The 26,080-nt window shown below is 51.3% G+C and carries 34 protein-coding genes and 1 tRNA gene; 23 read left to right on the top strand and 12 right to left on the bottom strand.

The genetic code is table 11. The annotated features are described in order from the left end of the window. Positions 1-92: 92 nt before the first annotated feature. Positions 93-650: a hypothetical protein gene (locus tag SIB42_RS12955; protein ID WP_413328110.1), complete on the bottom strand. Its 558-nt coding sequence runs from the start codon at positions 648-650 to the stop codon at positions 93-95. 24 nt (positions 651-674) lie between these two features. Here SIB42_RS12955 and SIB42_RS12950 point away from each other — a divergent pair, with 24 nt between their 5' ends. Next, positions 675-1,172: a DUF3122 domain-containing protein gene (locus SIB42_RS12950; RefSeq protein WP_170951756.1), complete on the top strand. Its 498-nt coding sequence runs from the start codon at positions 675-677 to the stop codon at positions 1,170-1,172. Further along, complete coding sequence (gene ribD, locus SIB42_RS12945; RefSeq protein WP_067094384.1) at positions 1,172-2,302, top strand: bifunctional diaminohydroxyphosphoribosylaminopyrimidine deaminase/5-amino-6-(5-phosphoribosylamino)uracil reductase RibD; 1,131 nt, start codon at positions 1,172-1,174, stop codon at positions 2,300-2,302. The genes SIB42_RS12950 and ribD overlap by 1 nt, the downstream gene beginning before the upstream one ends. On the opposite strand, the gene SIB42_RS12940 is transcribed toward ribD, so the two are convergent. Further along, entirely contained in the window at positions 2,277-3,041 is a 765-nt protein-coding gene (locus SIB42_RS12940) for a potassium channel family protein (protein ID WP_197459874.1), read from the bottom strand. The two genes, ribD and SIB42_RS12940, sit on opposite strands and share 26 nt — an antisense overlap. A 94-nt stretch (positions 3,042-3,135) precedes the next feature. On the opposite strand from SIB42_RS12940, the gene ftsH reads away from it, so the two are divergent. Beyond that, positions 3,136-5,013 (top strand): ATP-dependent zinc metalloprotease FtsH, encoded by a 1,878-nt coding sequence (gene ftsH / locus SIB42_RS12935; RefSeq protein ID WP_067094387.1) that lies wholly within the window; start codon positions 3,136-3,138, stop codon positions 5,011-5,013. A gap of 52 nt (positions 5,014-5,065) precedes the next feature. Continuing rightward, positions 5,066-6,022 (top strand): ornithine carbamoyltransferase, encoded by a 957-nt coding sequence (argF, locus tag SIB42_RS12930; RefSeq protein ID WP_067094390.1) that lies wholly within the window; start codon positions 5,066-5,068, stop codon positions 6,020-6,022. A 309-nt stretch (positions 6,023-6,331) separates the two neighbouring features. Here the strand turns inward: argF and SIB42_RS12925 are convergent, their stop codons facing one another. After that, on the bottom strand, positions 6,332-6,532 hold the full coding sequence (locus tag SIB42_RS12925) for a hypothetical protein (protein WP_067094393.1): 201 nt from the start codon (positions 6,530-6,532) through the stop codon (positions 6,332-6,334). A gap of 490 nt (positions 6,533-7,022) precedes the next feature. Continuing rightward, positions 7,023-7,235, bottom strand: a complete 213-nt coding sequence (locus SIB42_RS12920) for a hypothetical protein (RefSeq protein ID WP_067094399.1) — start codon at positions 7,233-7,235, stop codon at positions 7,023-7,025. A 478-nt stretch (positions 7,236-7,713) separates the two neighbouring features. On the opposite strand from SIB42_RS12920, the gene SIB42_RS12915 reads away from it, so the two are divergent. Next, a complete protein-coding gene (locus SIB42_RS12915) occupies positions 7,714-7,944 on the top strand; it encodes a DUF1651 domain-containing protein (protein WP_067094402.1) in 231 nt (76 codons plus the stop codon). Positions 7,945-8,008: 64 nt separating this feature from the next. Here the strand turns inward: SIB42_RS12915 and SIB42_RS12910 are convergent, their stop codons facing one another. Next, positions 8,009-8,272 (bottom strand): hypothetical protein, encoded by a 264-nt coding sequence (locus SIB42_RS12910; protein ID WP_067094405.1) that lies wholly within the window; start codon positions 8,270-8,272, stop codon positions 8,009-8,011. An 86-nt stretch (positions 8,273-8,358) separates the two neighbouring features. Continuing rightward, positions 8,359-8,790, bottom strand: a complete 432-nt coding sequence (locus SIB42_RS12905; RefSeq protein WP_082825022.1) for a septal ring lytic transglycosylase RlpA family protein — start codon at positions 8,788-8,790, stop codon at positions 8,359-8,361. A 103-nt stretch (positions 8,791-8,893) separates the two neighbouring features. On the opposite strand from SIB42_RS12905, the gene SIB42_RS12900 reads away from it, so the two are divergent. The 10 genes from SIB42_RS12900 (at position 8,894) to SIB42_RS12855 (ending at position 13,909) form a co-directional block, all read left to right on the top strand. After that, positions 8,894-9,676 carry an alpha/beta hydrolase gene (locus SIB42_RS12900; RefSeq protein ID WP_082825023.1) on the top strand — a complete coding sequence of 261 codons (783 nt, stop codon included), beginning with the start codon at positions 8,894-8,896 and terminating at the stop codon, positions 9,674-9,676. A 25-nt stretch (positions 9,677-9,701) separates the two neighbouring features. Beyond that, entirely contained in the window at positions 9,702-9,848 is a 147-nt protein-coding gene (locus SIB42_RS12895; protein ID WP_186990843.1) for a hypothetical protein, read from the top strand. Next, the gene (locus SIB42_RS12890) at positions 9,845-10,102 is read left to right on the top strand and encodes a hypothetical protein (protein ID WP_067094408.1); all 258 of its coding nucleotides are present in this window, start codon (positions 9,845-9,847) and stop codon (positions 10,100-10,102) included. The genes SIB42_RS12895 and SIB42_RS12890 overlap by 4 nt, the downstream gene beginning before the upstream one ends. 14 nt (positions 10,103-10,116) lie before the next feature. After that, positions 10,117-10,533, top strand: a complete 417-nt coding sequence (locus tag SIB42_RS12885; RefSeq protein ID WP_231856390.1) for a hypothetical protein — start codon at positions 10,117-10,119, stop codon at positions 10,531-10,533. A gap of 53 nt (positions 10,534-10,586) precedes the next feature. Beyond that, a complete protein-coding gene (lexA, locus tag SIB42_RS12880; protein ID WP_067094414.1) occupies positions 10,587-11,210 on the top strand; it encodes a transcriptional repressor LexA in 624 nt (207 codons plus the stop codon). Between the two features lie 89 nt (positions 11,211-11,299). After that, positions 11,300-11,372 (top strand) — tRNA-Ala (locus tag SIB42_RS12875). Positions 11,373-11,693: 321 nt separating this feature from the next. Next, a complete protein-coding gene (locus tag SIB42_RS12870) occupies positions 11,694-12,662 on the top strand; it encodes a carbamoyl-phosphate synthase (RefSeq protein WP_067094417.1) in 969 nt (322 codons plus the stop codon). Between the two features lie 212 nt (positions 12,663-12,874). Further along, positions 12,875-13,036: a hypothetical protein gene (locus SIB42_RS12865; protein WP_197459881.1), complete on the top strand. Its 162-nt coding sequence runs from the start codon at positions 12,875-12,877 to the stop codon at positions 13,034-13,036. Between the two features lie 200 nt (positions 13,037-13,236). Further along, complete coding sequence (locus SIB42_RS12860) at positions 13,237-13,491, top strand: Nif11-like leader peptide family natural product precursor (RefSeq protein WP_067094422.1); 255 nt, start codon at positions 13,237-13,239, stop codon at positions 13,489-13,491. A 217-nt stretch (positions 13,492-13,708) separates the two neighbouring features. Next, positions 13,709-13,909 (top strand): Nif11-like leader peptide family natural product precursor, encoded by a 201-nt coding sequence (locus tag SIB42_RS12855; RefSeq protein ID WP_082825024.1) that lies wholly within the window; start codon positions 13,709-13,711, stop codon positions 13,907-13,909. On the opposite strand, the gene SIB42_RS12850 is transcribed toward SIB42_RS12855, so the two are convergent. After that, a complete protein-coding gene (locus SIB42_RS12850) occupies positions 13,906-14,979 on the bottom strand; it encodes a sterol desaturase family protein (RefSeq protein ID WP_197459876.1) in 1,074 nt (357 codons plus the stop codon). The two genes, SIB42_RS12855 and SIB42_RS12850, sit on opposite strands and share 4 nt — an antisense overlap. A 450-nt stretch (positions 14,980-15,429) precedes the next feature. Between SIB42_RS12850 and SIB42_RS12845 the strand changes: the two genes are divergently transcribed. Further along, a complete protein-coding gene (locus SIB42_RS12845; protein ID WP_231856391.1) occupies positions 15,430-15,657 on the top strand; it encodes a hypothetical protein in 228 nt (75 codons plus the stop codon). On the opposite strand, the gene SIB42_RS12840 is transcribed toward SIB42_RS12845, so the two are convergent. Beyond that, positions 15,647-16,264, bottom strand: a complete 618-nt coding sequence (locus SIB42_RS12840; RefSeq protein ID WP_067094432.1) for a MarC family protein — start codon at positions 16,262-16,264, stop codon at positions 15,647-15,649. The two genes, SIB42_RS12845 and SIB42_RS12840, sit on opposite strands and share 11 nt — an antisense overlap. A gap of 709 nt (positions 16,265-16,973) precedes the next feature. Further along, on the bottom strand, positions 16,974-17,207 hold the full coding sequence (locus SIB42_RS12835) for a hypothetical protein (protein WP_197459956.1): 234 nt from the start codon (positions 17,205-17,207) through the stop codon (positions 16,974-16,976). 555 nt (positions 17,208-17,762) lie between these two features. On the opposite strand from SIB42_RS12835, the gene SIB42_RS12830 reads away from it, so the two are divergent. The 4 genes from SIB42_RS12830 to SIB42_RS12815 all read left to right on the top strand — a co-directional run bounded on the left by SIB42_RS12830 (position 17,763) and on the right by SIB42_RS12815 (position 20,464). Continuing rightward, the gene (locus SIB42_RS12830) at positions 17,763-17,909 is read left to right on the top strand and encodes a hypothetical protein (protein ID WP_156485329.1); all 147 of its coding nucleotides are present in this window, start codon (positions 17,763-17,765) and stop codon (positions 17,907-17,909) included. A 260-nt stretch (positions 17,910-18,169) separates the two neighbouring features. After that, entirely contained in the window at positions 18,170-19,060 is an 891-nt protein-coding gene (locus tag SIB42_RS12825; RefSeq protein WP_067099054.1) for an EamA family transporter, read from the top strand. 539 nt (positions 19,061-19,599) lie between these two features. Further along, positions 19,600-19,911: a VanZ family protein gene (locus tag SIB42_RS12820; protein ID WP_413328102.1), complete on the top strand. Its 312-nt coding sequence runs from the start codon at positions 19,600-19,602 to the stop codon at positions 19,909-19,911. Between the two features lie 346 nt (positions 19,912-20,257). Beyond that, complete coding sequence (locus SIB42_RS12815) at positions 20,258-20,464, top strand: hypothetical protein (RefSeq protein ID WP_156485328.1); 207 nt, start codon at positions 20,258-20,260, stop codon at positions 20,462-20,464. A 627-nt stretch (positions 20,465-21,091) separates the two neighbouring features. Here the strand turns inward: SIB42_RS12815 and SIB42_RS12810 are convergent. The 3 genes from SIB42_RS12810 to SIB42_RS12800 form a co-directional block, all read right to left on the bottom strand. After that, positions 21,092-21,610 carry a hypothetical protein gene (locus SIB42_RS12810; RefSeq protein ID WP_156485327.1) on the bottom strand — a complete coding sequence of 173 codons (519 nt, stop codon included), beginning with the start codon at positions 21,608-21,610 and terminating at the stop codon, positions 21,092-21,094. A gap of 158 nt (positions 21,611-21,768) precedes the next feature. After that, positions 21,769-22,170 carry a hypothetical protein gene (locus tag SIB42_RS12805; protein WP_156485326.1) on the bottom strand — a complete coding sequence of 134 codons (402 nt, stop codon included), beginning with the start codon at positions 22,168-22,170 and terminating at the stop codon, positions 21,769-21,771. A 455-nt stretch (positions 22,171-22,625) separates the two neighbouring features. Further along, positions 22,626-22,949, bottom strand: a complete 324-nt coding sequence (locus SIB42_RS12800) for a hypothetical protein (RefSeq protein WP_067099060.1) — start codon at positions 22,947-22,949, stop codon at positions 22,626-22,628. Positions 22,950-23,547: 598 nt separating this feature from the next. Between SIB42_RS12800 and SIB42_RS12795 the strand changes: the two genes are divergently transcribed. The 3 genes from SIB42_RS12795 to SIB42_RS12785 all read left to right on the top strand — a co-directional run bounded on the left by SIB42_RS12795 (position 23,548) and on the right by SIB42_RS12785 (position 26,038). Next, positions 23,548-25,419, top strand: coding sequence for a hypothetical protein (locus tag SIB42_RS12795; protein ID WP_156485324.1), 1,872 nt, complete (start codon positions 23,548-23,550; stop codon positions 25,417-25,419). Positions 25,420-25,518: 99 nt separating this feature from the next. Next, positions 25,519-25,752 (top strand): hypothetical protein, encoded by a 234-nt coding sequence (locus SIB42_RS12790; RefSeq protein WP_231856518.1) that lies wholly within the window; start codon positions 25,519-25,521, stop codon positions 25,750-25,752. Next, a complete protein-coding gene (locus SIB42_RS12785; protein ID WP_067099033.1) occupies positions 25,733-26,038 on the top strand; it encodes a hypothetical protein in 306 nt (101 codons plus the stop codon). Before SIB42_RS12790 ends, SIB42_RS12785 begins: the two co-directional genes overlap by 20 nt. Positions 26,039-26,080: the final 42 nt, after the last annotated feature.

The following is a 26,080-nucleotide window of genomic DNA, read 5'->3' as shown; positions in this document are numbered from 1 at the left end:
CTGAGCGGCTGAAAGCACAACAGTTTCTCCTTGGGCGAGTGATTGAATAGCCGTTTTGGATTCGGTATTAGCTATTGACTAGATGTTGCAGCTCAAAACCAGATTGGAGACTTTTGCTCAGCAGAGGAATTCGGCGGCTGGTTGGAGCAATCGTGCAAAAATTTGTGGATTAACATTAGATCAATGTGCAGTGATCTGCTGAGCGGCAACGTTTCATGGCCGCTCTGGTTGGTGTCTGCCAGCTCAAGCTTGAAAAACGATGCCGACGCTGCTTCAAATAGAGGCCCTGCGTGCCAGGTGCCCAGATGCAACTTGATGCCTTCTCCATGGTTCAGCTTCAACAGCCACGCTGCTGAAGCATCGAGTACTGGAACTTTGGTTTGGGGTGCTGCCAACAGCATCCAGAAGGGCCGCCCCTCGGCAGAGCTCAAGCATTGGGTCGCCTGTAGATGGCGAGTCATGGCTGTGATCGGTTGCGGGCGCAGGGGGATGCGCATCACGTAGTAACGCAGCTGGCCTGGGCCGAATCTCAGCTCGGCATCCTGGTCACCAGGTGGGGTCATGTCGTCGACTTCACGCAGGCCTGTGCCGCAGGCTTCAAGCCGCGGATCCAGCAAGCACGCCGCCTTGAGTGGTTCATGACTAATCATGGACATACAACCCAAGCTCTGTTCATGCTCGCGCTGCGCCGTTTGTTCTGCACTTTGCTGGTTGCCGTGATGCTGCTGCTGCTCACCCCTGCAGCGGCCAGCGCCCAGGTGCATGAGCATCAGGATGAAAACGGTGCTCCGATGCTGCGCAGCCTGGAAAGCTTGCGAGATCTCGATTATCAGAGTTGGCAGGCTGTGGCCTATCGGGTAGGTAAGCCGGGTAATCCGGTGGTTCTGCGAATCGTTGGCTACCCCGGCAAGATGCGTCTTGAGCACCCCACTTCGCTGTTGGTGCAAGCCGGCGTGAAGGAATGGCAGCTCGACGACATCACGCTGGATAACCCTGTTCTGGCCAGCGACGGCCGCGAGGCAGCTGTGGAATTTGCCCTTGATCCATTGCTGAATGACCTCACCAACAAGCGCCCGTTACGCCTCTTCTTGCCGGGTGTGTTCAATGAAATGCCCGTGCCTCCCTATGTGGTGGCTGAGTGGCGTGATGTCCAGACCGAGCCGCTGAGCTGATGGCGGGTTTGGCCCAACCGGAGCAGCGCTGGATTCCCTGGATGCGTCGGGCTCTACAGCTGGCGGCTCTTGCGGAAGGACGCACCAGCCCCAATCCGCTGGTGGGAGCGGTTGTGCTGGATTCAGACGGCCGCTTGGTTGGTGAAGGTTTCCATGCGCGCGCCGGTCAGCCCCATGCCGAACCTGGCGCCCTCAACCAGGCCGGCGAAGCCGCCCGTGGCGGCACGATCGTGGTCACGCTCGAGCCCTGCTGTCATCAGGGCAGAACACCTCCTTGCACCGAGGCGATCCTTGCCGCTGGCATCCAGAGGGTTGTGGTGGCACTCACAGACCCTGATCCGCGCGTAGCCGGTGGTGGGTTGCAACGCTTGCGCGATGCAGGCTTGGAGGTGATCAGCGGAATCCTGGAGTCAGAAGTCGCCCATCAGAACCGGGCCTTTGTGCATCGCGTGCGCACTGGTCGTCCCTGGGGAGTGCTCAAGTGGGCGATGAGTCTGGATGGACGTATTGCTCTGCCGAATGGAGCCAGTCAGTGGATCAGTGGTCCGCCGGCGCGGGCCTGGGTGCATCAACTCAGAGCGCAATGCGATGCCGTGATCGTGGGGGGTGGCACCGTTCGGGCTGACGATCCGCTACTCACCAGCCGAGGTCGCCGCACGCCCGAACCGTTACGGGTTGTGCTCAGCCGCAGCCTTGATCTGCCTGTTGCCGCACAGCTGTGGCAGCAAGATGTCGCCTCCACCTTGGTGGTCCACGCATTCTCCGAAACGGTGGAGCCCCAGGCCAGCAGATTGGCTGCTTTGCAAGCGCAGGGGGTGGAGCTGCAGAGGCTCGATCGCTGTGAGCCTGAATTGCTGCTGAGTGAACTTGTACGCCGTGGTTGCAATCGGGTGCTGTGGGAATGCGGTCCAGCTCTTGCTTCAGCGGCGTTGCGACAAGGGTGTGTGCAAGAGATTGCCGCCGTGATTGCCCCCAAGCTGCTGGGCGGAGAGTTGGCTCGAACCCCTCTGGGAGATCTGGGCTTCACGGCGATGGATCAAGTGCTGAGTTTGAACTCTGAGCCGGGCCTCAGCCTGGGCCAAGACCTGCTGGTGAAGGGGCAACTCAGTTCTTGCGCAGCTCCGAACTAAAACCGCGGATCAGGATCCCCATCACCACCGCCAGATACAGCTGGCCCACCACTCCTGTGCTGACTGCCAGCATCCGGGCTAAGGGGTGAACCGGAGTGATGTCGCCGAATCCCAGTGTCGTCAGGCAGATGAACGCGAAATAGTTGATCTGCGCAAACGCTGGAGTGAAATGCAGCACGCTGGTATTGCCCACCACATCGGCCCCTGGCAGGGCGACTGGCTCGAAGCTGCCGGGCTGAATCGTTTCGACACCACTCATCACCAAACCAGAGGTCAGCCCGAGCAATAGGTAACCAGCGGCTGCTCCCATGAGCACATGTGTGTTTACGCGTTGTTCGCTGGCCAGTCGTTTCACTAGGCGCACCACGCTCCAGCCCACCAGAAGGCTCCAGCTCACTACCAGTGGGATGGCACTGAGGCGCCAGTGAACAGGCGTCAATAACCACCAAAGCTGAGTGAGCAGCGCAATGACCCCCAGCGCCTGATACATCCGGTCGTGCAGTCTCAGCACGTGTTTGCGCAGCATCACCAGCTGGGTGAGCAGCAGCGCGATGAGGGCATAACCCAGGTTGCCTAGCCAGGTGATGCGCGGGAAGGCGAAGCTCGCCATCACCAGTAGGCAGAGCAGCAGCAACAACTGATAGATCGCTTCTTTTCTCTGAGCGCGCCCGCGTTCCGATTGCACTGTGATTAATCGCTTACGACGAGGATGCCCAGGTTTGCAGGCACAGGCGAGCATCAGCGCAATGATGCGTCGTTCGGTTCTCCGCCATCGCGCTGCGACCAGGCTTGGAATCTCGGCTTTAGCCTGATGGCAGCACAGGACGTGATTTATGCCGATCCGCGAGGACGACAACCGCCCCAATCGCCGCTTTGGAATCCTCAACCTGGTGCTGATCGGATTTGGTGTGTTGCTGCTGATCAGCAGCTTTATTCCCAATCAGGGCATGCAGCAGGTTCCGCGCGTGCCTTATTCCTTGTTTATTGACCAGGTGAATGACGGCGCTGTGAAGCGCGCTTACATCACGCAGGATCAGATTCGTTACGAGCTCTCCGAAGCTGAAGAGGGAGCGCCATCGGTGCTGGCCACTACGCCGATCTTTGATATGGATCTGCCTCAGCGCCTTGAGACCAAGGGCGTTGAGTTTGCCGCGGCACCGCCGAAGAAGCCCAATATTTTCACCACGATTCTCAGCTGGGTGGTTCCCCCGCTAATTTTCATCCTCGTGCTCCAGTTCTTTGCACGCCGCTCTATGGGAGGTGGTGGAGCCCAGGGAGCCCTGAATTTCACCAAGAGCAAGGCCAAGGTTTACGTGCCCGACGAGCAGTCGCGCGTCACCTTTGCTGATGTGGCCGGTGTTGATGAGGCCAAGGACGAATTGGCCGAGATCGTTGATTTCCTCAAGTCGTCGGATCGCTACACGGAAATCGGTGCGCGTATTCCCAAAGGTGTGCTCTTAGTTGGCCCTCCCGGAACTGGTAAAACGCTGCTCTCCAAGGCAGTCGCTGGAGAGGCGGGTGTGCCCTTCTTCATCATCAGCGGTTCGGAATTTGTCGAGCTGTTCGTTGGTGCTGGTGCTGCTCGCGTCCGCGATCTGTTTGAGCAGGCCAAGAAGAACGCTCCTTGCATCATTTTCATCGACGAATTGGATGCCATCGGTAAGAGCCGTTCCGGCTCGATGGGCGTTGTCGGCGGTAACGATGAGCGAGAGCAGACCCTCAACCAGCTGCTCACGGAGATGGATGGCTTTGCTTCCAAGGACAAGCCGGTGATTGTGTTGGCAGCCACCAACCAACCTGAAGTGCTGGATGCAGCTCTGCTGCGTCCCGGCCGCTTCGATCGCCAGGTGCTGGTGGATCGTCCCGATCTCTCTGGCCGTAAGACGATCCTGGAGATCTATGCCAAGAAAGTGAAGCTGGCCGACGAGGTCGACCTCGACCGCATTGCTCAGGCCACCAGTGGCTTTGCTGGTGCAGACCTCGCCAATCTTGTGAACGAGGCCGCACTCTTGGCTGCCCGTGCCATGCGCACCCAGGTGGAGCAGCAAGATCTCGGTGAGGCGATCGAACGCGTCGTCGCTGGTCTGGAGAAGAAGAGCCGTGTCCTCCAGGACGATGAAAAGAAGGTGGTGGCCTATCACGAGGTGGGTCACGCCATCGTGGGTCACCTGATGCCTGGTGGCAGCAAGGTGGCCAAGATCTCGATCGTGCCCCGCGGCATGAGCGCACTCGGTTACACATTGCAGCTCCCCACCGAAGAACGCTTCCTCAACTCCAGAGAAGAACTCCAAGGCCAGATCGCCACACTGCTGGGTGGTCGCTCAGCCGAGGAGGTGGTGTTCGGCAAGGTCACCACCGGAGCATCCAACGATCTGCAGCGAGCCACGGATATTGCCGAGCAGATGGTGGGCACTTACGGCATGAGTGAAACCCTTGGACCACTGGCCTACGACAAGCAGGGAGGTGGTCGTTTCCTTGGCGGCGGCAATAACCCTCGCCGCACCGTCAGTGATGCCACGGCTCAGGCCATCGACAAGGAAGTGCGAGCTCTTGTCGACACAGCCCATGACCAGGCCCTCTCGATTCTGCGTCAGAATATGGCTCTGCTTGAAACCATTTCTCAGAAGATTCTCGAGAAGGAAGTGATTGAAGGCGATGAGCTCAAAGAGATGCTTGATGCCAGCGTCATGCCTGAGGCAATTGCTGCCTGAGGCTTGACGGATTCACTGTTTCTCCCCGATAACGTTCCTTTGAAGTCAGTCCATGACGTCCGCCACCACCAGCGTTGCTGCCGTCCTTTCAGCACTGAGCGGCAAAGACTTCCTCTCGTCGGCGGACACCACAGCTGAGCAGACAGCGGCATTGCTTGAGCTGGCTTGCCAGCTCAAGAGTGGTGACCGCCGGATTGATCTCGGCAACCGCGTGCTGGGCTTGATCTTCACCAAAGCCTCCACACGGACGCGCGTGAGTTTCCAGGTGGCGATGGCCAGGCTTGGCGGCCAGACCGTCGACCTCAATCCTCAGGTCACCCAGCTGGGCCGCGGTGAGCCCTTGGAAGACACCGCCAGAGTGCTCAGTCGCTTCTGCGATGTGCTCGCGGTGCGCACCTATGCCCAGCAAGAGCTTGCCGATTACGCCTACTGGGCCTCGATTCCGGTGATCAACGCTCTCACCGATCTGGAGCACCCTTGCCAGGCCCTGGCCGACTTTCTCACCATGCAGGAAGCGTTTGGTGAGCTTCAAGGTCAGACGTTGACCTATGTGGGCGATGGCAACAACGTGGCCCACTCCTTGATGCTGTGTGGCGCTCTGTTGGGCGTCAATGTGCGCATTGCCTGCCCTGATGGATTTGAGCCACTGCCAGGCGTGCTTGACCAAGCCCTTTCCCTTGCTGTTGGCGGTGCTGAGATCAGTGTTAGCAGTGATCCTGCTGCTGCTGTTGCCGGTGCGCAGGCGATTTACACCGATGTCTGGGCTTCCATGGGCCAGGAACAGGAACAACTCGAACGCCAACAGGCCTTCCAGGGGTTCTGCGTGAATGAAGAGCTCTTGGCCAAAGCCGACTCGTCCGCCATCGTGTTGCACTGCCTGCCTGCCCATCGCGGTGAAGAGATCAGTGCGGAGGTAATGGAGGGCTCCGCCAGCCGGATCTTTGATCAGGCAGAAAATCGCTTGCATGCCCAACAGGCTTTGCTGGCTGCCTTGCTGGGCGGTCTTTGATCAGAGCTCAACGAGTGGCCTCGATCAGTTGCAGGCACTGTTCTGTGGCTGATTTGTTGACCAGCTTGAAATTCAGCTCATGTGTGTTTTGGCGGATATGACGAAAGAATCAGAATTGTTCTGTTGTTAATGCTGAATATTGTTCGCTTTTGAAGTCAATGTTCGGGTGTGTTGTGTTGGAGCAACATTGACGACAACGTTTAAAGATCAATAAAAAAGAGGCTGGTTAGTCCAGCCCCTAATCGATCTTGTTTGAGTTTGGCTCCTGGCAACCAACGATCACTAAGATCAGGCTATAGGCCTCAATATTCAGCTGAAGAAGCTGAGAAGACCAGAGAAATCGATTCCTTTAGTGGATTCGTTGAAACCCCAGACCTGCTGGATGATTCCTTTTCCGGTGACGGCTTCAACGGCAAGACCGATTATCAGGCCCAGCATTGCAGCGCGACCGTTGAGCTTTTCACTGAAAACCTTCTGTGGATCAGGGGTGTTGGAGGATGAAGAGGTCATGATGGTTATCCGTTTAGCAGATGTTAACGAAAGTAACGAAGTGTTGACGAACGCGCCCTTCCGCTTAATGCGTAGCATTTAATACCTTGTGCTGCTGGCGGAGGAGATCAGTCCCGGAGCCTTAGAGCATGCGCTTCTCCCAGCGTCCATCGCTGAACCATTTCAAGACGATTGCTCCCTGGGGTGGAATTAAGTCAGTTGATGTCGTCGCGTGATGGAAAGCACAAACAGGAGCTGACATGCCCGCTGATCGTGGTTATCACGCCAGTGTTGCGAAACAACTTTGACTGTGATCTGTACGGCTTCGGCCCAGTCAATTGGCACAGAAATTGCAGACGGAAAGCGTCTGCCCTATCGAGCACCGGCTTGTTCTTTGCGAGCCCTCGACTACGACGAGTCGCAAATGAAAGAAAGCGATGACATCAGGCGTGAACAGCAGTCGGAGTTGATCTACGACTGTTGATCAAGTCAATTCACGATGCGCACCTGCTCAGAGCAGCCACCATCCCAGTAGCAGACCGATGATCAGGCCCTTGAGCCAAACTAAGGCTGCCATCTGATAGTTGCTCAGGCCTAGCTTTTTCTGAATCCAGTTAAACGCCTGCTCATCTGCGAAGAAGACGGCACGAATAGGACGGACAATCCATTCCATTGAGAAACTCTCATTCGTTCCATCGTCATTTCTGGCATCGAGTTGCGTCAAGTGATGGTCTTGAGTCGTTATTCCATAGCTGCTTGTGAAGGTGGTGTGGAGTGCTGATCCGGATGGTGCAGCTTTCTTGAATTGGCTTGTTTGCTCTGCCAGTGATGAAATTCATTGCAGTGCTGGGCTTCAGCGCTCTGTCAGGACTTCTTTGGGGGGGCTCGTGAAGGCTTGAACCTTCAGCTCTCCTGGCTGAAGCTGACATTTTTTCCTTGTGCTCCCAGGAGAGGAACGTCATGACGTCGTGGAATGGTCCTGATCGGGCAGGTTTTGAATCTGATCTGCTGGTTGGTTGGCTGTTGGCTGCTGAAACCACAGCACTAGCTCTGGTGTGTTTGAGGCTTATTTCTGTGTTTTCTCCAGATATGGTGGCTTGTTGTAACTTTGCGCTGGCTATTGAGAACCGTTCTTGAAGTTACAAACTCAAGCACCAGCACCGAGCACTCGTTAGACATCAAGTCCGCTGAACAATCAACTGATGACGGACGGTTGGCTCAAGGATCCACAAAAGTTCTGGGCTGTGAGGTTTCACAGGGAGCCGCAAAGTGGTCATAAAGATGTTCGTGTTCTCGTCGATCACGGCAGGAAGTTGTCTCGGGATCAGCCTGCACTATTGAAGTCTCGTCGCAACATGCGCTATGAGGATGCGATTTCGTTGTACCAGGAGCTGCAGCACATTGGCTGGACTCATTGTGAAGCGGTTTGGTAATCGTTCTTGTTGAGTGAGTGTCGCCAGAACTTTCGTTTCGTCTTTAGCGATTCCTGTGCTGATCTCACTCCATCCTAAGTTTCTTGACCGATGTGTAGTCAAGTGATTTTGATGCTCTTTTGAAGTATTTGCCAATCTTCCAGTTGAGGACGCTTGCTGCAATATTAAACCCTTTGTTGTATTTATGGCATTTGCATTGGATGATTAAGTGGCCCATCTGAGTGCCGTTGTTTATGACTTTAAAATCAATTGCTTCGATATCCCCTACTCTTTCATTTTTTTGTATTTTGCTGAACTGCAGTAAGTAGTCCAATCCGGAATTTGCCATCTCAAGTTGTCAATTGCTTGAAGCCTAATCTCGATGTTCTCTTGCCGCGCAGAGCTCGCTGATTTGATGATTCACGAGGTCAGTCCTTAATAAAGCACTTCGATCTCCACGGCTGTCTTGCCGTCGTCGCGAACGTCGAGTGCTGTGGCTGAGCTGTGGGCAAGATCAATCACTGTGCCTTGCTTGAACGGTTTGCGGTCATTGATGACAACCGTCACGCTTTTGTTGTTGTCGAGGCGCGTGACTTTGACTTTGGTTCCCATCGGCAGGCTGCTGTGGGCTGCTGTCATCGTTCCTTTTTTGAGAATCTCACCGCTTGCGGTCTTGTTGCCGTAGTGCCCTGGCCCGAACCAGGAGGCCTGCCCCTGCACGGCCTGTGATGTTGGCTGTTGGTGCACTTTCTGAAGGAGGGCTTGGTCGTTGCCGGCTTTGTCTTTCACAGCGTCTTTGCCGCAGCCAATGGCGCTGAAGATCAGCAGGATTGAGGCGACCTTGATCAGTCGTTCCATGAAAGACATCTGCAGCTGATAACCCTTCGTTGGAGATGGCAAGGCTGATCGCCTCTGTCATCGCTGCTTTTGGCCCTGGGAGTGATGTCGTTCTTCCTGCTGATGGAGCCTGATGGGTTCGCCAGAATCCTGGCAATGCACCGGTGCCGCTGAGTTGATCGCAGCTTCTCCTGAACCTTTCTCAATGCCTGGTGGGCCAATCACCGTTGTTCTCTTGCATGGCTACACCGGGGCCCCCGCTGAGCTCTTTCTATTGGCTGAGGTGTTGCATGCCCAGGGCTTTGGTGTGGAAGCGCCTTTGCTTGTCGGCCATGGAACCTGCCTTGAGGATCTGATGCCTGTTCAGCCCCGCCAATGGTTGGAGCAGGTCGATGGCGTCGTTGACCGACTTCTAGATCAAGGCCAACGCGTTGTCGTTGCTGGCTTGTCCTTGGGTTCAATCCTCGCGATTCAGGCCGGAATGCGGCGTCCGCGTGTTGAAGCTGTGATTGCTTATTCCCCACCGATCGTGAGTGGTGATCCTCGAGCCCTGATTGCCCCGCTGTTGTCTCTACTGTTGCCTTCGGTGCCGCGTCCTGCCGACGATTTCGTCGATCCGGCAACAGCTGAGCGTGTTTGGAAGTACTCGCGTTGGCCCAGTCGCTGCAGCGTGCGCGTGTTGGATCTCATTGCCGTCACCAGGAGGCAGTTGGGGAATCTGCATCAACCCTTGCTGGTGATGGCCAGCACGCTCGACAACGTGATCACGCGCCGAGGTGTGGAGTTAATCCAGCAGCGAGCCTGCTCTGAACGTGTGGAGGTGCACTGGTTGGAGGGCAGTGGCCACGTGATCACCGCAGATGCTGAGTGGAAAACGGTGGCTGATCAAACCCTGATTTTTTTGAAAGACCTTTAGGGTCAACGCACTCCAAATTTCACCAATGGACCAGCAGGAACGAGACAATTGGCAAAAGGTTCTCGACTCCCTAGAAGCCGCCGGCGACACCGAAAGTGCCTTCTACGTTCGTGCTCGTGCCATCTGTAGTGGTGATCCCGATCCGATGCTCACTTGGGAGGCTGGATCTTGAGCATCGATCCTCTTCAGCAAGGCCTTGAGCAGTCGTTTGAAACAGAACGATGGGGGCGGCTCATTCGTGATTGCGACGACATCGAAACTCTCAGGCAAACAGCGCTGTCTTTGTTGCAGCAAGTCACGCAAATGAAGGTCGCAAGTTCCTGGATGGCATCGAGAGCTTCTGAGTCGGAAAACGCCAAGTTGGAAATCTTGGCGAAACTGATCAAGGAACGATCCGAGCGCCCTCAGGAGCAGACAGAACAGTGAACAATCTGGTTCGATTGAGCACCCTCGCCTTGGGCCTTGCGCTTGGGAGTCCAGCTGCGAACGCCGAAGACTGGTCACCGTCTCCAGAACCGCCGTTCTGGTCGCAAACCCGCCAGACGCTAATGGGTTCGGGTCAATTAACTCAGCGGACCTGGTTGTTTATGGAAGCGATGGATTCACCCAGCCTGAAAGCTGGCGAATACCTCAGTAATCCTGCGCGGACGTCACTCGGTGTGGAATTCGATGCTGCGGTGCTAATGCAGCGACAGGGTCAGGATGCCTGGAAGGTGCGCGAATTGCGAATGCGAGCACTCTGCAATCAGCAAAGGTTGCAGCGCAGTAGCGCCCAGGGTCAATGGCTTGATTACGTCGGGCGGCAGGACACTTCGGCAAAGGTTCATTGGATTTGCGCGTTGCCAGCACCTGACTGAGCCCTTGCCATCTTGGGTGATGACCGGTACACATGTATTGACGAACAAATGAATTGCCGGTGTCTGCTGGATCCCCCGAGCCGTTAACTACTGCTCAGCAAGAACTCTACGACTGGCTTGCCGACTACATCGGTTGCAACCATCACAGCCCGTCGATTCGTCAGATGATGCAGGCCATGGGCCTGCGTTCACCGGCCCCTGTTCAGAGTCGATTGCGCCATCTTCAGCAGAAAGGTTGGATCACCTGGCAGGAGGGTCAGGCTCGCACCCTTCAGTTGCTTGGAGGAATTGCTTCAGGCATACCTGTGCTTGGGGCTGTTGCGGCAGGTGGTCTGGTTGAGACCTTTGATGACGTTCAAGATCGATTGGATCTTGCTCCTGTTCTTGAAACCCGTGGTTTGTTCGCGCTCACGGTGAATGGTGACTCCATGGTGGATGCCCATATCGCTGACGGTGATGTGGTGCTGATGGAACCAGTCGTTGATGCTGCTCGTCTACGCCAAGGAACGATCGTGAGCGCTTTGGTTCCGGGAAGTGGAACCACGCTGAAACATTTTCATTGCGACGGGCTCACGGTTCGGCTGGAAGCCGCGAACCCTGCCTACGAGCCGATTGAGTTGCCTGCTGATCAGGTGCAGGTTCAAGGAAAACTCGCAGCCGTATGGCGACAAATGTAGGAACAGGTGTTGTGGAGGGTTCGTAGCGGCCGTTGCCGTTGTAAGCTTCGGCTCGACAAAGACAGGTTTCATGCCTCGTCTGCGTTTTTGGGGCCATAGCTCAGCTGGTAGAGCACCTGCATGGCATGCAGGGGGTCAGGAGTTCGAGTCTCCTTGGCTCCATTGAATGAATACCCGGTCACTGACAGGGATTTCAGCGGCTTGCGCGAGCCGCTTTTAGGTGCAAAACAGCTAAATATCATTTTTTGTGCGCCAAAGCGTGCGCCAAATGGGACTAAGTGGGTGCCCTTTGTAAGCCCTGACAGCTCTTAACCGTTGATATTGCGGTCGCCACGCTCAGTCGTTTGCTTCCATGCAGGACCCGATCGCATAACCGCATGACCGCCTGCTTGTGGTGCGTAATAGCCCGGGGTTTGGACGCCTCGGGCTTTTTATGCATGACGAACCAGTACGGGGCATCATGCGCGGACTGACGCGTGATCCATGCTCCGCCGCCTCTCCATTGGACTGCTGGCTTCTGCTGTTGCCATCGCCCCGATGCCTTTGAAGGCACAGGACGGCAGTGCAGATGATCTCGGTGATGTGATGAGCATCAGCCTCAAGGATGTGGTCAAGCCAACCCTTGGATTCCAAGGCGCACTGCAAGGAGCAGGAACACCAAACCAAGCAGGCATTGGCGGCTTCCTTCCGCTGTCTGTTGGCGACAACAGCGTTTGGTTCCTTGATGCCCTGGTCAACGCCAACTTCGCTGACCGTGAGGGTGACAGCAGCATCATCAACACTGATGTTGCTGGCGGAACTGTCAGCACCTCAACGCGTGTTGGCTACCGCTGGCTGAATGGAGACCGCTCTTTGATGTATGGGCTGAATGCTGGTTATGACAGCCGGTCGTTGAAATCAGGTGATGCCGATACCGGCGTCAACGTTAAAAACAAGAAAACCGTCGGGTTTCAACAGATCGCACTGAATGCAGAAGCTGTTTCCAACAGCTGGACCTTGAACGGCTATGGACTGATCCCTGTTGGTGATGTGGAGAAGAGGCTTAATAGCGTCTATCAAGGTGGGGCAATGAACACCTATGGATTGGATGCTGGGTATTTCATCACTCCAGTATTGAAAGCATCCGTTGGTTATTACTACCAACACCGCGATCAAGAAGAAGTTGATGGCTCCGGTGTGCGTGGACGCTTGGCTTATGAAATGACAAGTGGAGTTACAGCAGGATTAAACATCTCCTATGACGAAGCATTTGACACCAGAGTTTCTGCAGACCTTAAAGTTCGCTTTGGTGGTGCAGCTACAGCAGCGAAACGTAAAGAGGTTCAACAACTACCTGTGATTAATTCCTTAACATCAACACCAAGCAACCGGGATGTGCGGGTGCACGACGGGTGTCCCTTGTGGGAAACCCTTCGAAGGCACCCTTTGAACCCTTTATGGTGCTACAAGTGAGGTGATGTGTATGAAACCCTTAAGGCTGTGTGGCTAACCCTGGATGAAACTTATCACTCAACGCCCCTGCGACCACAGGGGCTTTTTATTTCTTCAGTCACACCAACAAGCCGATAAAACTTCTCTAAATTCGCGATAAAATCAACGAAGTCATCTCTTGACACCATTGCATTGACGCTTGTCAGAATCAAATCAATAGCAATATTTAGACCATGGCAATCACCACTAAGCAGCAACGTCAGCAACGCCGCTCAGAAGCTCTTCAGCTCATTGCTGATGGTGTTCCACCAACTGATGCAGCGACGCAGCTGTCGCAGACGTGGGGGTGCAGCCGTAGAACCAGCCTGCGTGACATTGCGACGAATGCACCGTGATGGCCAATTAGATGACTACTTACGGGATGGAGTGGACAAAAGGGGCATTTACTTAGAGACAGACCCTGATGGTCTGCCGTCATTGCAAAGGCACGTGCAGAACCACACTCGATTCAATGCAGCGTCACCGCTGTGGAAGAGTTGCCCGCCTAGGTGGTGATTCAGACCGTTGCTATGATTATTGAACAGACCTGCTACCTATGTCAGAAGAGCAACTCAAAGCCTTTCTAGAAAAGGTCAAAGCAGACACCAGCCTTCAGGAGAAGCTTAAAGCAGCTGCTGATAGTGATGCTGTGGTTTCTATTGCCAAAGAGGAGGGATTTAGTATCTCTGCTGACGACTTGAAGCAGTCTCAATCAAGAGGTAGAAAATTATCAGAAGAAGAGCTGGAAGGCGTGGCTGGAGGAGGGACCTTGCAGGAGTGTACCTTGCAGACATGTGCTTATATTTGCTGAACTGATGAATCCAAACTTTGAACTATGCTTACTCATAGATTATTTATCAAAACCTACACACTCAAGGCCCTTGCATTAGCAGGGTTTTTTATTTCTTCAATCACCCCTAAAAGCTAATGAATAAACCTCCAATACCTGGCACGATTGAGTGCAGTAATTGTTAGCCAAAGACACTTCAAGTTATTGTTGCTATAACCGTTAAAGACTCCCTTTAGCCATGTCCCTAGAGCAACTCAAGGCATTCCTCGCCAAGGTTAAAGGTGATTCCAGCCTTCAGGAGAAGCTGAAAGCAGCTAAGTCACAAGACGATGTTGTTTCTATTGCCAAGGATCACGGTCATGAATTCACCAGTTCCTTCGCTGTTGTGTTGGACAGTTGTGATGGGTACTGGCTCTCTTTTCAAAAAAATTTTTCTTAAGCAGAAATATTTAGCATACGTAGACTGGATTTTTTAAGGCTTTTAATCGCTAAAAGAGGAGGTTTCAAGAAAAGCTCCACAAGGGGAAATGCTTTGTTATAATCTGTTCCGGAAACACCGTACCGCAACTTACTATATTCTGATGAAGGTATCTGCATATAAGTCCCAAATAATTTATCCCAAATGGACAGCCCTACGCCATAGTTTTTCCCATAGTGATTTTCATCGATTGAGTGGTGAAGCCAGTGATCCCTTGGTTCTAAGTAAACCAATGTAAGTGGCCAGGGGTATCTGATGTCCATAGATGAATGCCCTGCGTACTCGTTGAGCTTGAGCAGACTCATATGAAGAGAAAAAATAATTAAACCAAAAATCCCACAATTAACCACGAAAGCCCCCATTAGCAATGCAGAAATGACTTGAAATGGCAGAAGGATTATTTTCGAAAAACCATCTAAAACCGATAGCCTCGAGACATTGAATATACACATTTCAGTTGCAGAATGATGCAGCTCATGAATTTTCCAAAAGAATTCAATTTTATGGTTGATTCTATGTCCCCAATAGCCAGTAAATTCTCCGGCAGCAACAGCAAGAGCTAAAAGCAAGAAATTCGGTACTTTAACGGATGGGATATAGTCAATAAGAGTATTTGCAAGATTAGTGAAATTTTCAGATGCCGCCTCAGAAATAGGAATGGTGCCTATGCTTATAAATGCGAGCAATGATGCTGGTAATGCCAATAGGCCGTAAAAATAATAAAAAAGGTCTTGGTACTTGTATCCTTTAGACGAAAATAATTTTTGGATGCTCAGCCTTTTTTGCCTTCCATTCCTGTGTTTTACGCTCTGACTAAAGGTTGCATGTAATTCAAGACCGCTGATTATAATAACAGGCATAACTAGTGATATAACTCGCACAAAAACTAATTCCCTTGCTGCAACAACTAACTCGGAAAAAGACAAAAATGGAGCGAAGTTAACACCCTGCAATAGAGGCTGGAATTGGTAATGCAAATGAAATTGCATCCCAATGGCAAAAAGAAAGATTGCGGCAAGGGATACAAGCATAAAATGCTTACAAACTCCTAATAGCTTTAGATTAAGCATATTCTATGCCTTTAACTTTCTAGGAGTGACTTTCGCCCGCCTGAAATCTGCCATCACTCGTAACGGCAGTGATTTCAGCGCTGGAAATGTTTGAGGCCCCTTCCAGGGGCTCTCGAATGGCGTTGACCACTGGCCTAAGTCAGCGACACGCAAGCAATGGTTTGAGATCACTAGGGAGCTGGTTCAGCAGACCATTGCCGAGATGGATCTGGACCCTGCCGCCTTGGCTGAAGTTGAGGAGGCATTCATCGGAGCCGGCCTGTTGTGACCCGTAAGCGCGTTACTTCCAGCGAGAAGAAACAACGTCATGAATGGGCGGTGCGGCAGATAGACGCTGGAATGGGTCTCAGCGAATTAACTGCGCTTACTGCCGAAACATGGGGGTGCTCCCGCCGAAACGCTTCTGATGTCGTGGCTAAGGCGCACAAAGACTGGATGGAGGCGTTTAACCATCAGGAAATCAATCAGCGTGATCTCCTCTTTCAGCAGGTTGGACGCTTAGAGCGCATCGCCCGCAAGGCAGAAAACTGTGGTCAGTACGCGGCCGCAGTGGGTGCCATTGCGGCCCTTAATCGAATGTGTGCCCTAGGCGCTGACCAAAGAGGATTCCCCAGTCACCCGGTAACCCCTATCCCCTAAGAACCGGGAAGCCTGCGCTTAATCCTGAGATCAGCATCTGGACTGCAATCGCAGTGAGGATCAAGCCCATGATTTTCGTAAGCACCTGCAAAGCAGATTCACTGATCCTGGATGAGAGCAGCTCACCAGCATTGAAAATCAGATAGACAATCACGCTCATGGCGAGCACCACGAGGCTGATGCTCAGTTTCCCCCCCATGCTGACGGCGTTTGGATCCGCGATCACCACCGTGAGAGTGCCTGGGCCAGCCAGCAGGGGAATGCCTAGAGGCACGATTCCCTTCACCGATGCGTTCCTGTCGCGTTCTACGGACTTTGGGTCGTGGTGAACCTTTGAAGGCTCGGAGCGCAGCATCGAAAGGCCGATCAGTACCACAATCAATCCACCGGCTACTTGAAAGGCTGGTCGTCCGATTCCAAAGAAGCCCAGCAGGTCGTTGCCGATCCAGGTGGCAAGGAGCAGAGCGATCAGCATGGTGAATGCGCTGCTTCGAGCGATCGCCCGGTCCTGACGCTTATTGCCATTTGTGAATGACAAATAGATCGGTAAATTGCCGATGGGATTGGAAATGGTGAAAATTCCGACCGCCGTGTGCAACAGAGACATAGTCAAGCTTCGGAACGAACCGTTGCGATGTTCTCCTAAAGGATCTCCCCAGCTCCACGAGATTTCAAGTATGTGGTGAGACTTAATCCTGGCTTGGCGGGCAGACGATTTCTCCAGACTTTACTGATGCCCAATAAGGTCCTCCGCTAGTTGATCGCCATGGACCGAAGAACGGTGTTGGCTGGCTTGTGAAGGCCCAGCAAGGGAAGGTCTGCAGCTTCACGCATGACTCGCCCACTGCGCATGTTCAATGGGGTCGTCCTCGTCCGACTCGACATCGTGAGCCGACCCGATCGGTGCAGTGCTCAGGCCGGTAGACGCCTGCATGGTGACTCTGCCTAGTCACTAGAGCGAGTGACCACTCCACCCATGGCGTTTTGCCAATAAAAAACCCGTCGCAAGGACAGGCCTGGTGATGGGGTCCCGAAACATAGCTCGACACGCCGCTACATCCAGTGTTCAGGCACCTGCTGAGCGCGCTTTTAAGGAAATTCTCTGGATCCTTGAGAAAGTGCAGACGTACACCACCGGTAGTACATGGCATGTACTATCTGTCCATCACCACTAGTTGTGGTGGGCCTGGTGATGGGGATTATCTGGCTCGAAACGCTCCTTGAGGGGCGTTTTTTATGGCCAGCTACGACCATTTGTACCCTCTCAGAAACACAAGGCAAGCCCTATTTGGGGGAACGCGTGAGCCGGGTGATGACTATTGCTCCAGCCACCAAGCATCGTCCTCCCAGGTCCGAGCCCTAGCACTAGTTGGCTTGCGCTTTTCGGTCTTGGCCTCTTCAAGGATCACCGGAGGTGGAGAAACCAAGAATGGCTGGACCCGTATGTCCTTGCTTCTCACTTGATAGGGAATCACCTGCAGGCGAATGGGTCCCGCAGCCTGTCCAGGGAGGCCAGTCAGAACCAACAGCGCAAGCAATGTCCTTCGCATGCCTCATCTGAAAAACGGCTCACATTCTCGACCACATTCATCGGTTCCTCAGTGCTTCAGGCGAATGCTTTGCCACAGCGCCATCGAAGCCTGGGAAACGATGCAGAAAAGAGGCGAGTGGAAGCGTTGCCAAGCTAAGTGGTGACTACTGCAAGCGCAGCTAGGCAATGCCCGGCATCGCAATGCTGGTTCAGCCGATCCAAACTCCAAGCAGGATCCCGATGATTAGACCTGAAAATCAGACAAGGGCCCCAATTTGGGACTCACTTAGGCCGAACTTTTTTTTGATCCAGAAGTAGGCAGCATGATCTGCACCAACTAGTTCCTTGAGGGGGTTCTTCGTCATTGACCTGATTGCAATTGTGTGGATGGGATCTCAGCTTGGTATACCGAACAAAGACCGACCACTTGTTGATCGCCATGCACCGAAAAACACTGTCAGAGGCTCTTAGCTGCGGTGCAATTACCGTCCTATGCTGCGGTTGAATGTTTTAGCAGATCAGGGAGCTAGTTCGTTGCGATCCTATCAAGAACCAGTTCAATGACTTCCAAGAAATGGCCGCGAAGGGGGAAGTGATGTTTGGCGTCAAGGTCTACGAAACCGTGTCTGAAATCAAGGAAGCTCTCGAAGCCAACATTGAGCACTACGGCGCTTTCTGGAAGGAATACAGCTGCCCAGGCTCACTGACGGATCCAAGCTGAAGCTGGTGCAAACAGCCCCGCGTTGAACTCGTTTGATCCGGGTCATTACCAGAATCCCGCGCATGCCAAACAAGGACTGACTGGGAGAAAGGACAGAGAATTAATCAATCATTAGTTAAAGCTCCCAGAATTTTCCTCATCGACTTATCAAAGATTTCACCCCTTAGAAACAACTGACAAAACACTTCATATCTTGCTCAATCAATGGATATGCAAGCCGAAAACAGGCAGATATTGATTTTCCATGTAGTCTTAAATAAGTGGTCGTCGATCTCATGAAAAATGGTTTAAAATGGGGAATTAGTTCTGCATTTGCAATTGCCTCACTTACGATTTTATCGAAATACCTTCTTCAGTACTTTTCCGCTGGATGGTTAATACTTGCATCAGGACTCGGAATAATTTTATTACTGAAAAAGACAAAAAAGAATTGGAACACATGCAAGGGGTGGAGCAAGAAGGAGTGGAAATTAGTTTTCGCGCTAGCGATGCTTAGCGGCGCATACAACATTTGCTTTTTTCTTGGCTTGAATTTTTTACCAGCATCAATCGTGGCGATGCTTCTTGGCTTGCAACCTCTCTTACTAATACTTAGAACCTGCCAGATCGAAAAAAGAAAGCCAATAGCGCTAGAGGCAGCTTCTGGATTGAGCGCAGTAACAGGAGCTTGCTTAATTCTTGGAGTCAGATTTCAACAATATTCGCTCATAGGCATTGTCTGTGGCATTGGTGCTTTAGTTTTTGCCACAAATGAATCGATTCTAACGGGAAGGATGCGAGAGAAAATCAACGCAAGCGAAGCAGTCTTCGCCAAGCAATTAAGCAAAATATTATTTGGGTTTATTGGAATATTAATGTGGTCAAAGACACCAGCTTCCACGCCCTCTTCAATAGCCATTTTATGGATCCTTCTTATTATCATTGGAGGCTTAAGCGTGCTGACAAGCTTTACGGTCTCTAAGACAGCATTTACATTGCCGCCCCTGCCTTTTGAGAATATTATATTATTAAATATGCCAATTGTCGCGTTCTTTGATATTTGGTTTTTCAACGATTATCTCCACCCCGCTCAATGGTTAGGAGTCTTTCTGATTGCGGCCTCGGCTATTATTGGGATTTGCTCGGGAGAGGAGAGGCTTTGTGCCATTTAAATAATATCAATATTTTTACAATCAGCCATAAATTGATTTATCAATGACAAACCAGTCTGGAAATAAATTACAGTGACAATCTGATTTTTCATAACCAAGCGCTTTCTATTTTTACTTATCTTTTGTTGCTTATTCTGTCGGTTGTAAACCAGTTTTCAGTAAAAGCCTGAGTAGCGCTGGTGAATGTTATTGACAGAAATGCGACCGAGATAAGCGATGTCTTTTTAAGCATTGTTCAATTGTTTTATCACAGTACAAGTGACAAGATCAAATGCCAATTTGGATGACTCAGATGTATGCGCAGCAACTCTTGGCGCGGTCCACACCGCTACGGGGTGGTGGTCAGCCTGTCCTCAGGTGCAGGCTCAGGCGCAACGCCATTGAGACATGGGAAACGATGCAGAACCTCTTCTGTTGAGGAAAGCGAGCAAGTTAATGATGGAACTTGCATGTTGGGCGATACTTAAACAAGTAAGCAAGGAGTAATCGATTTGTCAAAAGCTATAAATCTAGTTGGCAAATACTGGTTTGCTCTTAGTGTGTTGCTCTTACTTGCGGTTAGCTTTTTATCACTGTCACCACTTGAAGAATTACCTGAAGTGCCCGGGTCTGATAAAACGCACCATTTGATTGCTTACGCATTACTTGCATTCCCGACAGCCTTGCGCAGGCCGAATGGCTGGAGATACATAATTCTATTCTTTGCAATATATAGCGGCGCAATAGAAGTTATTCAGCCTTATGTAAACCGCTATGGTGAGTGGACTGATTTTATCGCTAACTTAGCGGGCTTGCTGATTGGATCAATTATTGCATTGATTGCATCCTTAGGCGTCTCAGACAAGCCTTAAATATCAGTCGGAGTGTATGCCTGGCCTGGTAAACGATGCATCAGAACAGGCAAATAAATACGCCCATCAGCAAGCTGTTCAAGCTCAAGTTTCAGGGTGCTTAGCTTCCCGTCCAGATAGTTAATGTGCTCGCGGACGTGTTCTTCGTAGCGATGCATGTTGGCCGGCAAGCAACTGCACCTCCAACAGGGTGATGGTGGCTCAGACCAAGTGAATCCTGAAAAGGCTACTGCGATGATCACAGGCTGGCTTAATACAACAGTACCAGTTGATTGTGTCTGTTGATCGTGGGGTCTACGACTCACCAGAGTCAGAACGACCCATCTTTTTGGATGTAGCGCCAGGCATGACAGTGATCGTCAAAAACGATTACCTGACCGGTGAGAAGCAGGACAAGGTTTGGTGGATGGAGCAGGTGATCGTGATCCACTGCGGCGGAGCATTGGGCTGGCGTCAGTCCGCGCATGATGAACCGTACTGGTTCGTCATGCATAAAAAGCCCGGGGCGACCAAACCCCGGACCAGCACACACCACAAGCAGGCGGTCTCGTAGTTATGCGATCGCGTCTTGCATGGAAGCAAACGAAGCCTGTATACATTTAGACAGCGCCATAAAGGTTAACTGTCCCTGATATTGAGTTGTAGTCATCAATAGCTTGTCAGCTAAAACCCATAGACAATCACCAACATCATTTTACGAAAGGGATGAATCAATCAACAGATGTACCCAAATACTCAAAGATGTGCCATAGTAAGTTCAAGAAAATAAAATGCAAGTGGAAAGATCAGGCTAATCTACTGCAGGGATTTATTCCTTAGTACTTTCGTTTGTTCCAATTTTACTTTGCTTTCTTTCGATAATCTTTATATCAGGACAGGGTGGTTGGATGCTGGGCATCATGATTTTTGTGTGCGGCATAATTCTTGAGGTCGCCGCCTTTATCCTTGGGCTTATTGGAATCTTCCAAAAAACAAAACTAAGAGTCACTGCATTTTTAGGGACTGCCGTCTCGACTTCGTATAGCAATTGTTTATTATACCTTGCTCTGCACTGAGATCAACAGTTGCCGCCTATTTTTCTTAGCTAAAGGCTTTGCATCGCTCCATAATCTCTTGCCTTTTACGGGTAAAATGTCCTTCGATTAAGTTGTGCGGCCTTGCATAAATTAGTCACGACTAATTAATAGTGGTCACTCATTTTGTTTTCTGCATCAACCGCCTGTTGTTTCTGAATTCTTAGAAGTTGTCCCTCAGCGATGCAGTCAAATCCACAACTGAAGCCCACAATAAGTGTGTTTCGATCTTCGATGCGAACATAATTTCCCTCCTCAATCCAAAAGAAAGCTTTCGGATCATTGATATTCATCCTTGCCTGAATCTTGATAGGCAACTTTGACTGATTATCAACACATTTATAGGATGACAATGTTTTCCAGCTGACTTTTCCTCTCGGTACATTGCGATCTCCCACTAGTTTTGTTGCGACAAGAAATCCGGCCTCCAGTTTTATATTGAGATACTCAATACGATGTGGATAACCGTAAAAACCATCTTGACTCACGAAGTATCCCGTCATGTTTTCGAGTTGTGTAGGCGAACACGTGAGATCACTCACACGGCGGCCTTGCCCAGCTGACTGACTTGCACTGATGAATGCGGTGCTGCAACACAGCGCCACTAATGCCAGACCTTGCTTCATAGTCAAAAAGCACTTCAGAAATTAGCATGGCTCCCTGCCTATGAACGTGCACGTAAAAGTTCAAAGGATCATCACCTCCTCTGGCAGCAGCAGACCACAAGCAGGCGGTCACGCGGTTATGCAATTAAGCGGTACTAATCGACATCAGCTAATAATATCTACCAATTTCCAGACTTGAGCGCTTTCCATACTGAATCTTTCTCTTTAAAAGCCTTGGCCGAGTAAACAAGCTTTAGCACGGATTCACTATCATTTAAATCACAGATAATTGTAGCCTGAGCATCTAAGTCAGAAGTCCAACCATATGCATAACCGTAAGTCCCCTTTTCGTTGACACTAGTGTCCGCATCCATATCAAATCCACTGACAACCAAATATTTAAATGCTTTGTTGACACATCTATTGACGTCTTTCCCCTTAAAAGTATAATTATAATCTTGCCATCTTGAGTACGGGCGATTGCTTTCATTTGCGTTAGCCGGGCCAGTCCAAGCAGGCAAAAGGATGAACAAAATGAATAAAAATCTCATTGTGAAATTATGTCTATCACCATTGTGCATGCAAAAGTCCAAAGAGTCAGCATCCCCTCTGCAGCAGAGCAGCACACCACAAGTAGGCGATCACGCAGTCAGCCGAAAAGACTATCTTGAAATTTGATGACCGATCGCTTCATCTACATCTACTTATTGAGTCTTTCGTCAGGTGGCGCCGGTTCGTTGTTCACCCCTGTGCCTTGTCCCGGCTCCAGCCCAACACCATCTGAAGGAGTTCTGGTCTGGTATTCACCACTGCCTTCCTGTCCCTTCAAAGGCATTGGGGCAATGGCAACAGTAGAGGCCAGCAAGCCAATCGATAAGCGGAGAAGCATTGGGCTGGACTTAGTTCCCGCATGATGTCGAGCGTTGGCAGGCTGCGCTTGAAATAGTCACAGCCGGGGCGGGCAACGCTTCCACCCGCCCACTGTAGGTAATCAAAAAACCCTCCATTGCTGACGGGAGCAGCCTTGAATCCTTCATCACCACCAACGGTCAACGCGACCAACGGACCGACGGCCTGGCTCACTGGGCACCGTCACCACCGACAGCCTCTGCAGACCTCGGCGGTAATCAAAACGGCAGAAGCCAACGCCCGTGCCGGAACAGACCGAAAGGCTTTCTAGCGCTACAGAGGCCAAGCGCCGCTCCTCCGGCGTTGGCTTTTTTTCCGGCGCGGGACGCCAGCCATTGGCGATCAGGTAGCGGTTCGCCTCAAGGATGGTCTGCCTGGCACTGAGCTTCGGCTCATTCTTGAGGGTTTTGGCAACCGTGTGCGCAGGCGCCGCTTCGGCTTGTTTCGTCAAGACCGCTTCAGCTGTGAAAAACGCCACCGCACCTAGACCAGCACCAGCAAGAGTTCCTAGACAAACACTGCCTAACCCTCTGAAGAAAGTGTGCATTGCTTGAGACCTATTGACTCCCACACCATCTCCGGATTCAGCGTCTGACTGGATGACCTGCCTCATACAGGGCTGTGATCTTGCTCACAGGGGCGTTACCACTTAGGCGGGCGCAGTTTCCAGCCGCCTGACTTCTGCAAGTTCTCCCATGCTTCGATGGAGTTGTAGTGAAGAAATCACTTTCGCCCGGCCTAAGCATCGACCGAATCTTTTATTCAAGAGTCACCATCATCAGGTTCCATCTACCGGATAAGACCAACCAGCTGGCAAATCTAGTGATGGCAAACGCTGCGACAGCCCAAATCAAGAGTCCAGCAACATCGATATCTAAATAAAGTTTCTACTTTGTTGGTGCAAATACCAACTTGATCGGCCTGACAGTAACTGTGACCAACATCACACAGATCAATGACCTGCATCAACAAACAGATGGCACAGAGGAGAAAGGATAAGAGTATCAGAGATACATGTCTCTCTGGTATCAACAACTATCAGAACAACAATGACTTCCTACAAAAAATTTTTGAGTGCATCAACGGCACTTGCAACAGGATTTCTCGTCAGCAGCACGGGCTTGCTTCTTCAAGCAGAGGCCTCAAAGGCCCATGTCAACCATACACATAAACCTGTACAAGACCAGCTACACCTCAGTCACCTGGATAGTGCCGCTCCGCTGATCAGACTCTCACTTCCAAAATCCGGCAGCAGCAAACGATTCTCAGGTAAACTGCAATTCGTCAATAATACAAAGTATCAGATAAAACTCAGCCTGGTAAGAACAATCAGGCTTTCTAATAGCCGCTTGCCACAACGGTTAAGCCTCGCTCCTGGTGCTACGAAGACGATTCCATTGAGTGGTTCGATTCAAGCCCGTGAGGGTTTTGCATCAGTCGGCGTTGTCTACTCAAGCTCAATGGGAGGCCAATCGATTGGTGTCGTTAATATAGAAATTAAGAATGGTAGATTTAGGCCGATTAAAACAGGAGCATTCGGGCTTGGCTCGAAGGGTTCAGCAGCAATTGCAGTTCCAAGCAGCGCACGAATTGGCCCGGGAATCCGAGGCTACAAGCGATTTCTGAAAGGAACTCGCAGCTTCGGTAAGGCTAGTAAAGCCATGAAGGGTAAGAGGCAAACACCTCAGACAAAACGAACCAACCAAGACAATCAATTTAAACTAGATTCGCTCAAGCCAAAGAATCAATTTCGCTTGATCAACTGGCTACCAAATGTGTGGGATCCAAGTAAGTTGATTTCCTACGCCTTTGACAAGTATTTTTCAATTCTTACCCCCAACGCAGTAGCTGCAAACGGAGTTTACAAAGGTCGTTTTGTCTTTAGGACAACAGAATCAAGTGATATTTACTTGCCTGCGGTTGGTGTTGGAGTGAAAGCTGTCAAAGGAAATCAATCCTGCCACCACACCCCAGCACTTGCAAGAACAACAGCAGACGGGAATGGAGATTTTCAACTCAACATCAATACGGGTGGGTCCTATAAAATTTGTTATTACACAAAAAATCCTTTCATCAAAATTGGTAGAAAGGTAAATAGTGATCTTTATGTATGGGGTGATTCAGCTCGTAATAGTATTCCCAATTCACGGGTCGTTCGTCAACCAGTGAGACATGATGGCGTGTTTGACATTTGGTACGAGGCCATGGCTTTTCAAACAAGCATGACCAACGCAGGCATTGATCCCGTCCGTACTGGCAATAATCGTATTAGGGTCAAATTTCCATCAGCAGGTGGTGACTGTCCCCCCCTCCCTGGCCCCTGGAGCTGTGCGTATTCCAATGGAAGAGTCATGATGATGGCCGATCATGCCTTGCGGCATGGAGTCATGAGCCATGAACTAGCACACCAAGTTGACAATAAATATCATCAACCTCGACCAGCGGGATCTGGGGGCAGCCATAGCTTTGATGGCTGTTATTCACCCGCTGCTCGGGCTGGAATGGTTGTTACAGAAGGATGGGCAAACTTTGAGATGGCCAGATCTCTTGGAACAAGAAGTTCTTCTAGATTCCGGAATTCTTATCGACCTGATATCGCCAACCAATTGATTGATAGCATCAATATGGATTTGAATGGCTCCAACTGCGCTGGCGTTGCAGGATCGGGGGTGAATGGAAGCGAATCAAATATTTCAACGATTTTATGGGACTTCTACGACAAGAGCAATGACAATAATGACACTCTGCACTACGTTGACCCGAACTATTTAACCAATATGTATCTAAGCCTTAATCCGGATACCGCAAAAATACTCAATACAAGGATTCTCAACGACTGCAAGTCGAATGCCAACAAAAATGTCACCAACAACGGGCAGGTTTGTAAGGGTATTTTTGCTCAAAACGGAGGTTCTGATTAGCAATAATTGTAATTGTACTCATTGGCCCATGTTTTCAATGGGTTGGTTCATCTCTTTTAAAGGCGTATCGAATTCATCTCGATACGCCTTTTTAGTGTCATGTTCCGCCGGCAAGTCGCAGGAGACTGCCACCGTGTTGGTCAATTAGATGACTACTTACGGGTTGGAGTTGACAAAAGGGGCATTTATCTAGAGACAGACCCTGATGGTCTGCCGTCATTGCAAACCCACGTGCAAAACCACACTCGACTCAATGCAGCGTCACCGCTATGGCGAAAGCTGGAGCCGTTGATGCCGCTGCCATTCTTTGTGAATGGAACCAAGCTCAGCTGAAAGGGAGATCAACCGCATCGAGAGGGAGCTTGATGCGACTAACCCACCATCAGGAAAACCCCCTGTGAAGCGTGGTGTTGGTGATCCAGGAAAGCCAGGGCCCGCGCCTGGCAACAGATCTCTTGATGCAGTCTTGGTTACAGCTGTTTTGCTGTTCGTTGTCGCAGCAGCACTGGTGTTCGCAGGCCAGCTAACCAAAGACCAACGAAAGCAACTGATGGCTGGTTCTATTGGTGGCGCTGTGGGCCTGTTGGCGGGTTACGGCGTTGGAAGGTTCAGTCCCTAGGTGCATTCACTCGATTGGGGGATGCGTATCAGCCTCCGCCGG

The organism is Synechococcus sp. MIT S9508 (genome assembly GCF_047303045.1).
GTDB lineage: Bacteria > Cyanobacteriota > Cyanobacteriia > PCC-6307 > Cyanobiaceae > Synechococcus_C.
Note: the sequence above shows the minus strand (reverse complement) of the source record. Positions and strands in the feature narration are given on the sequence as shown.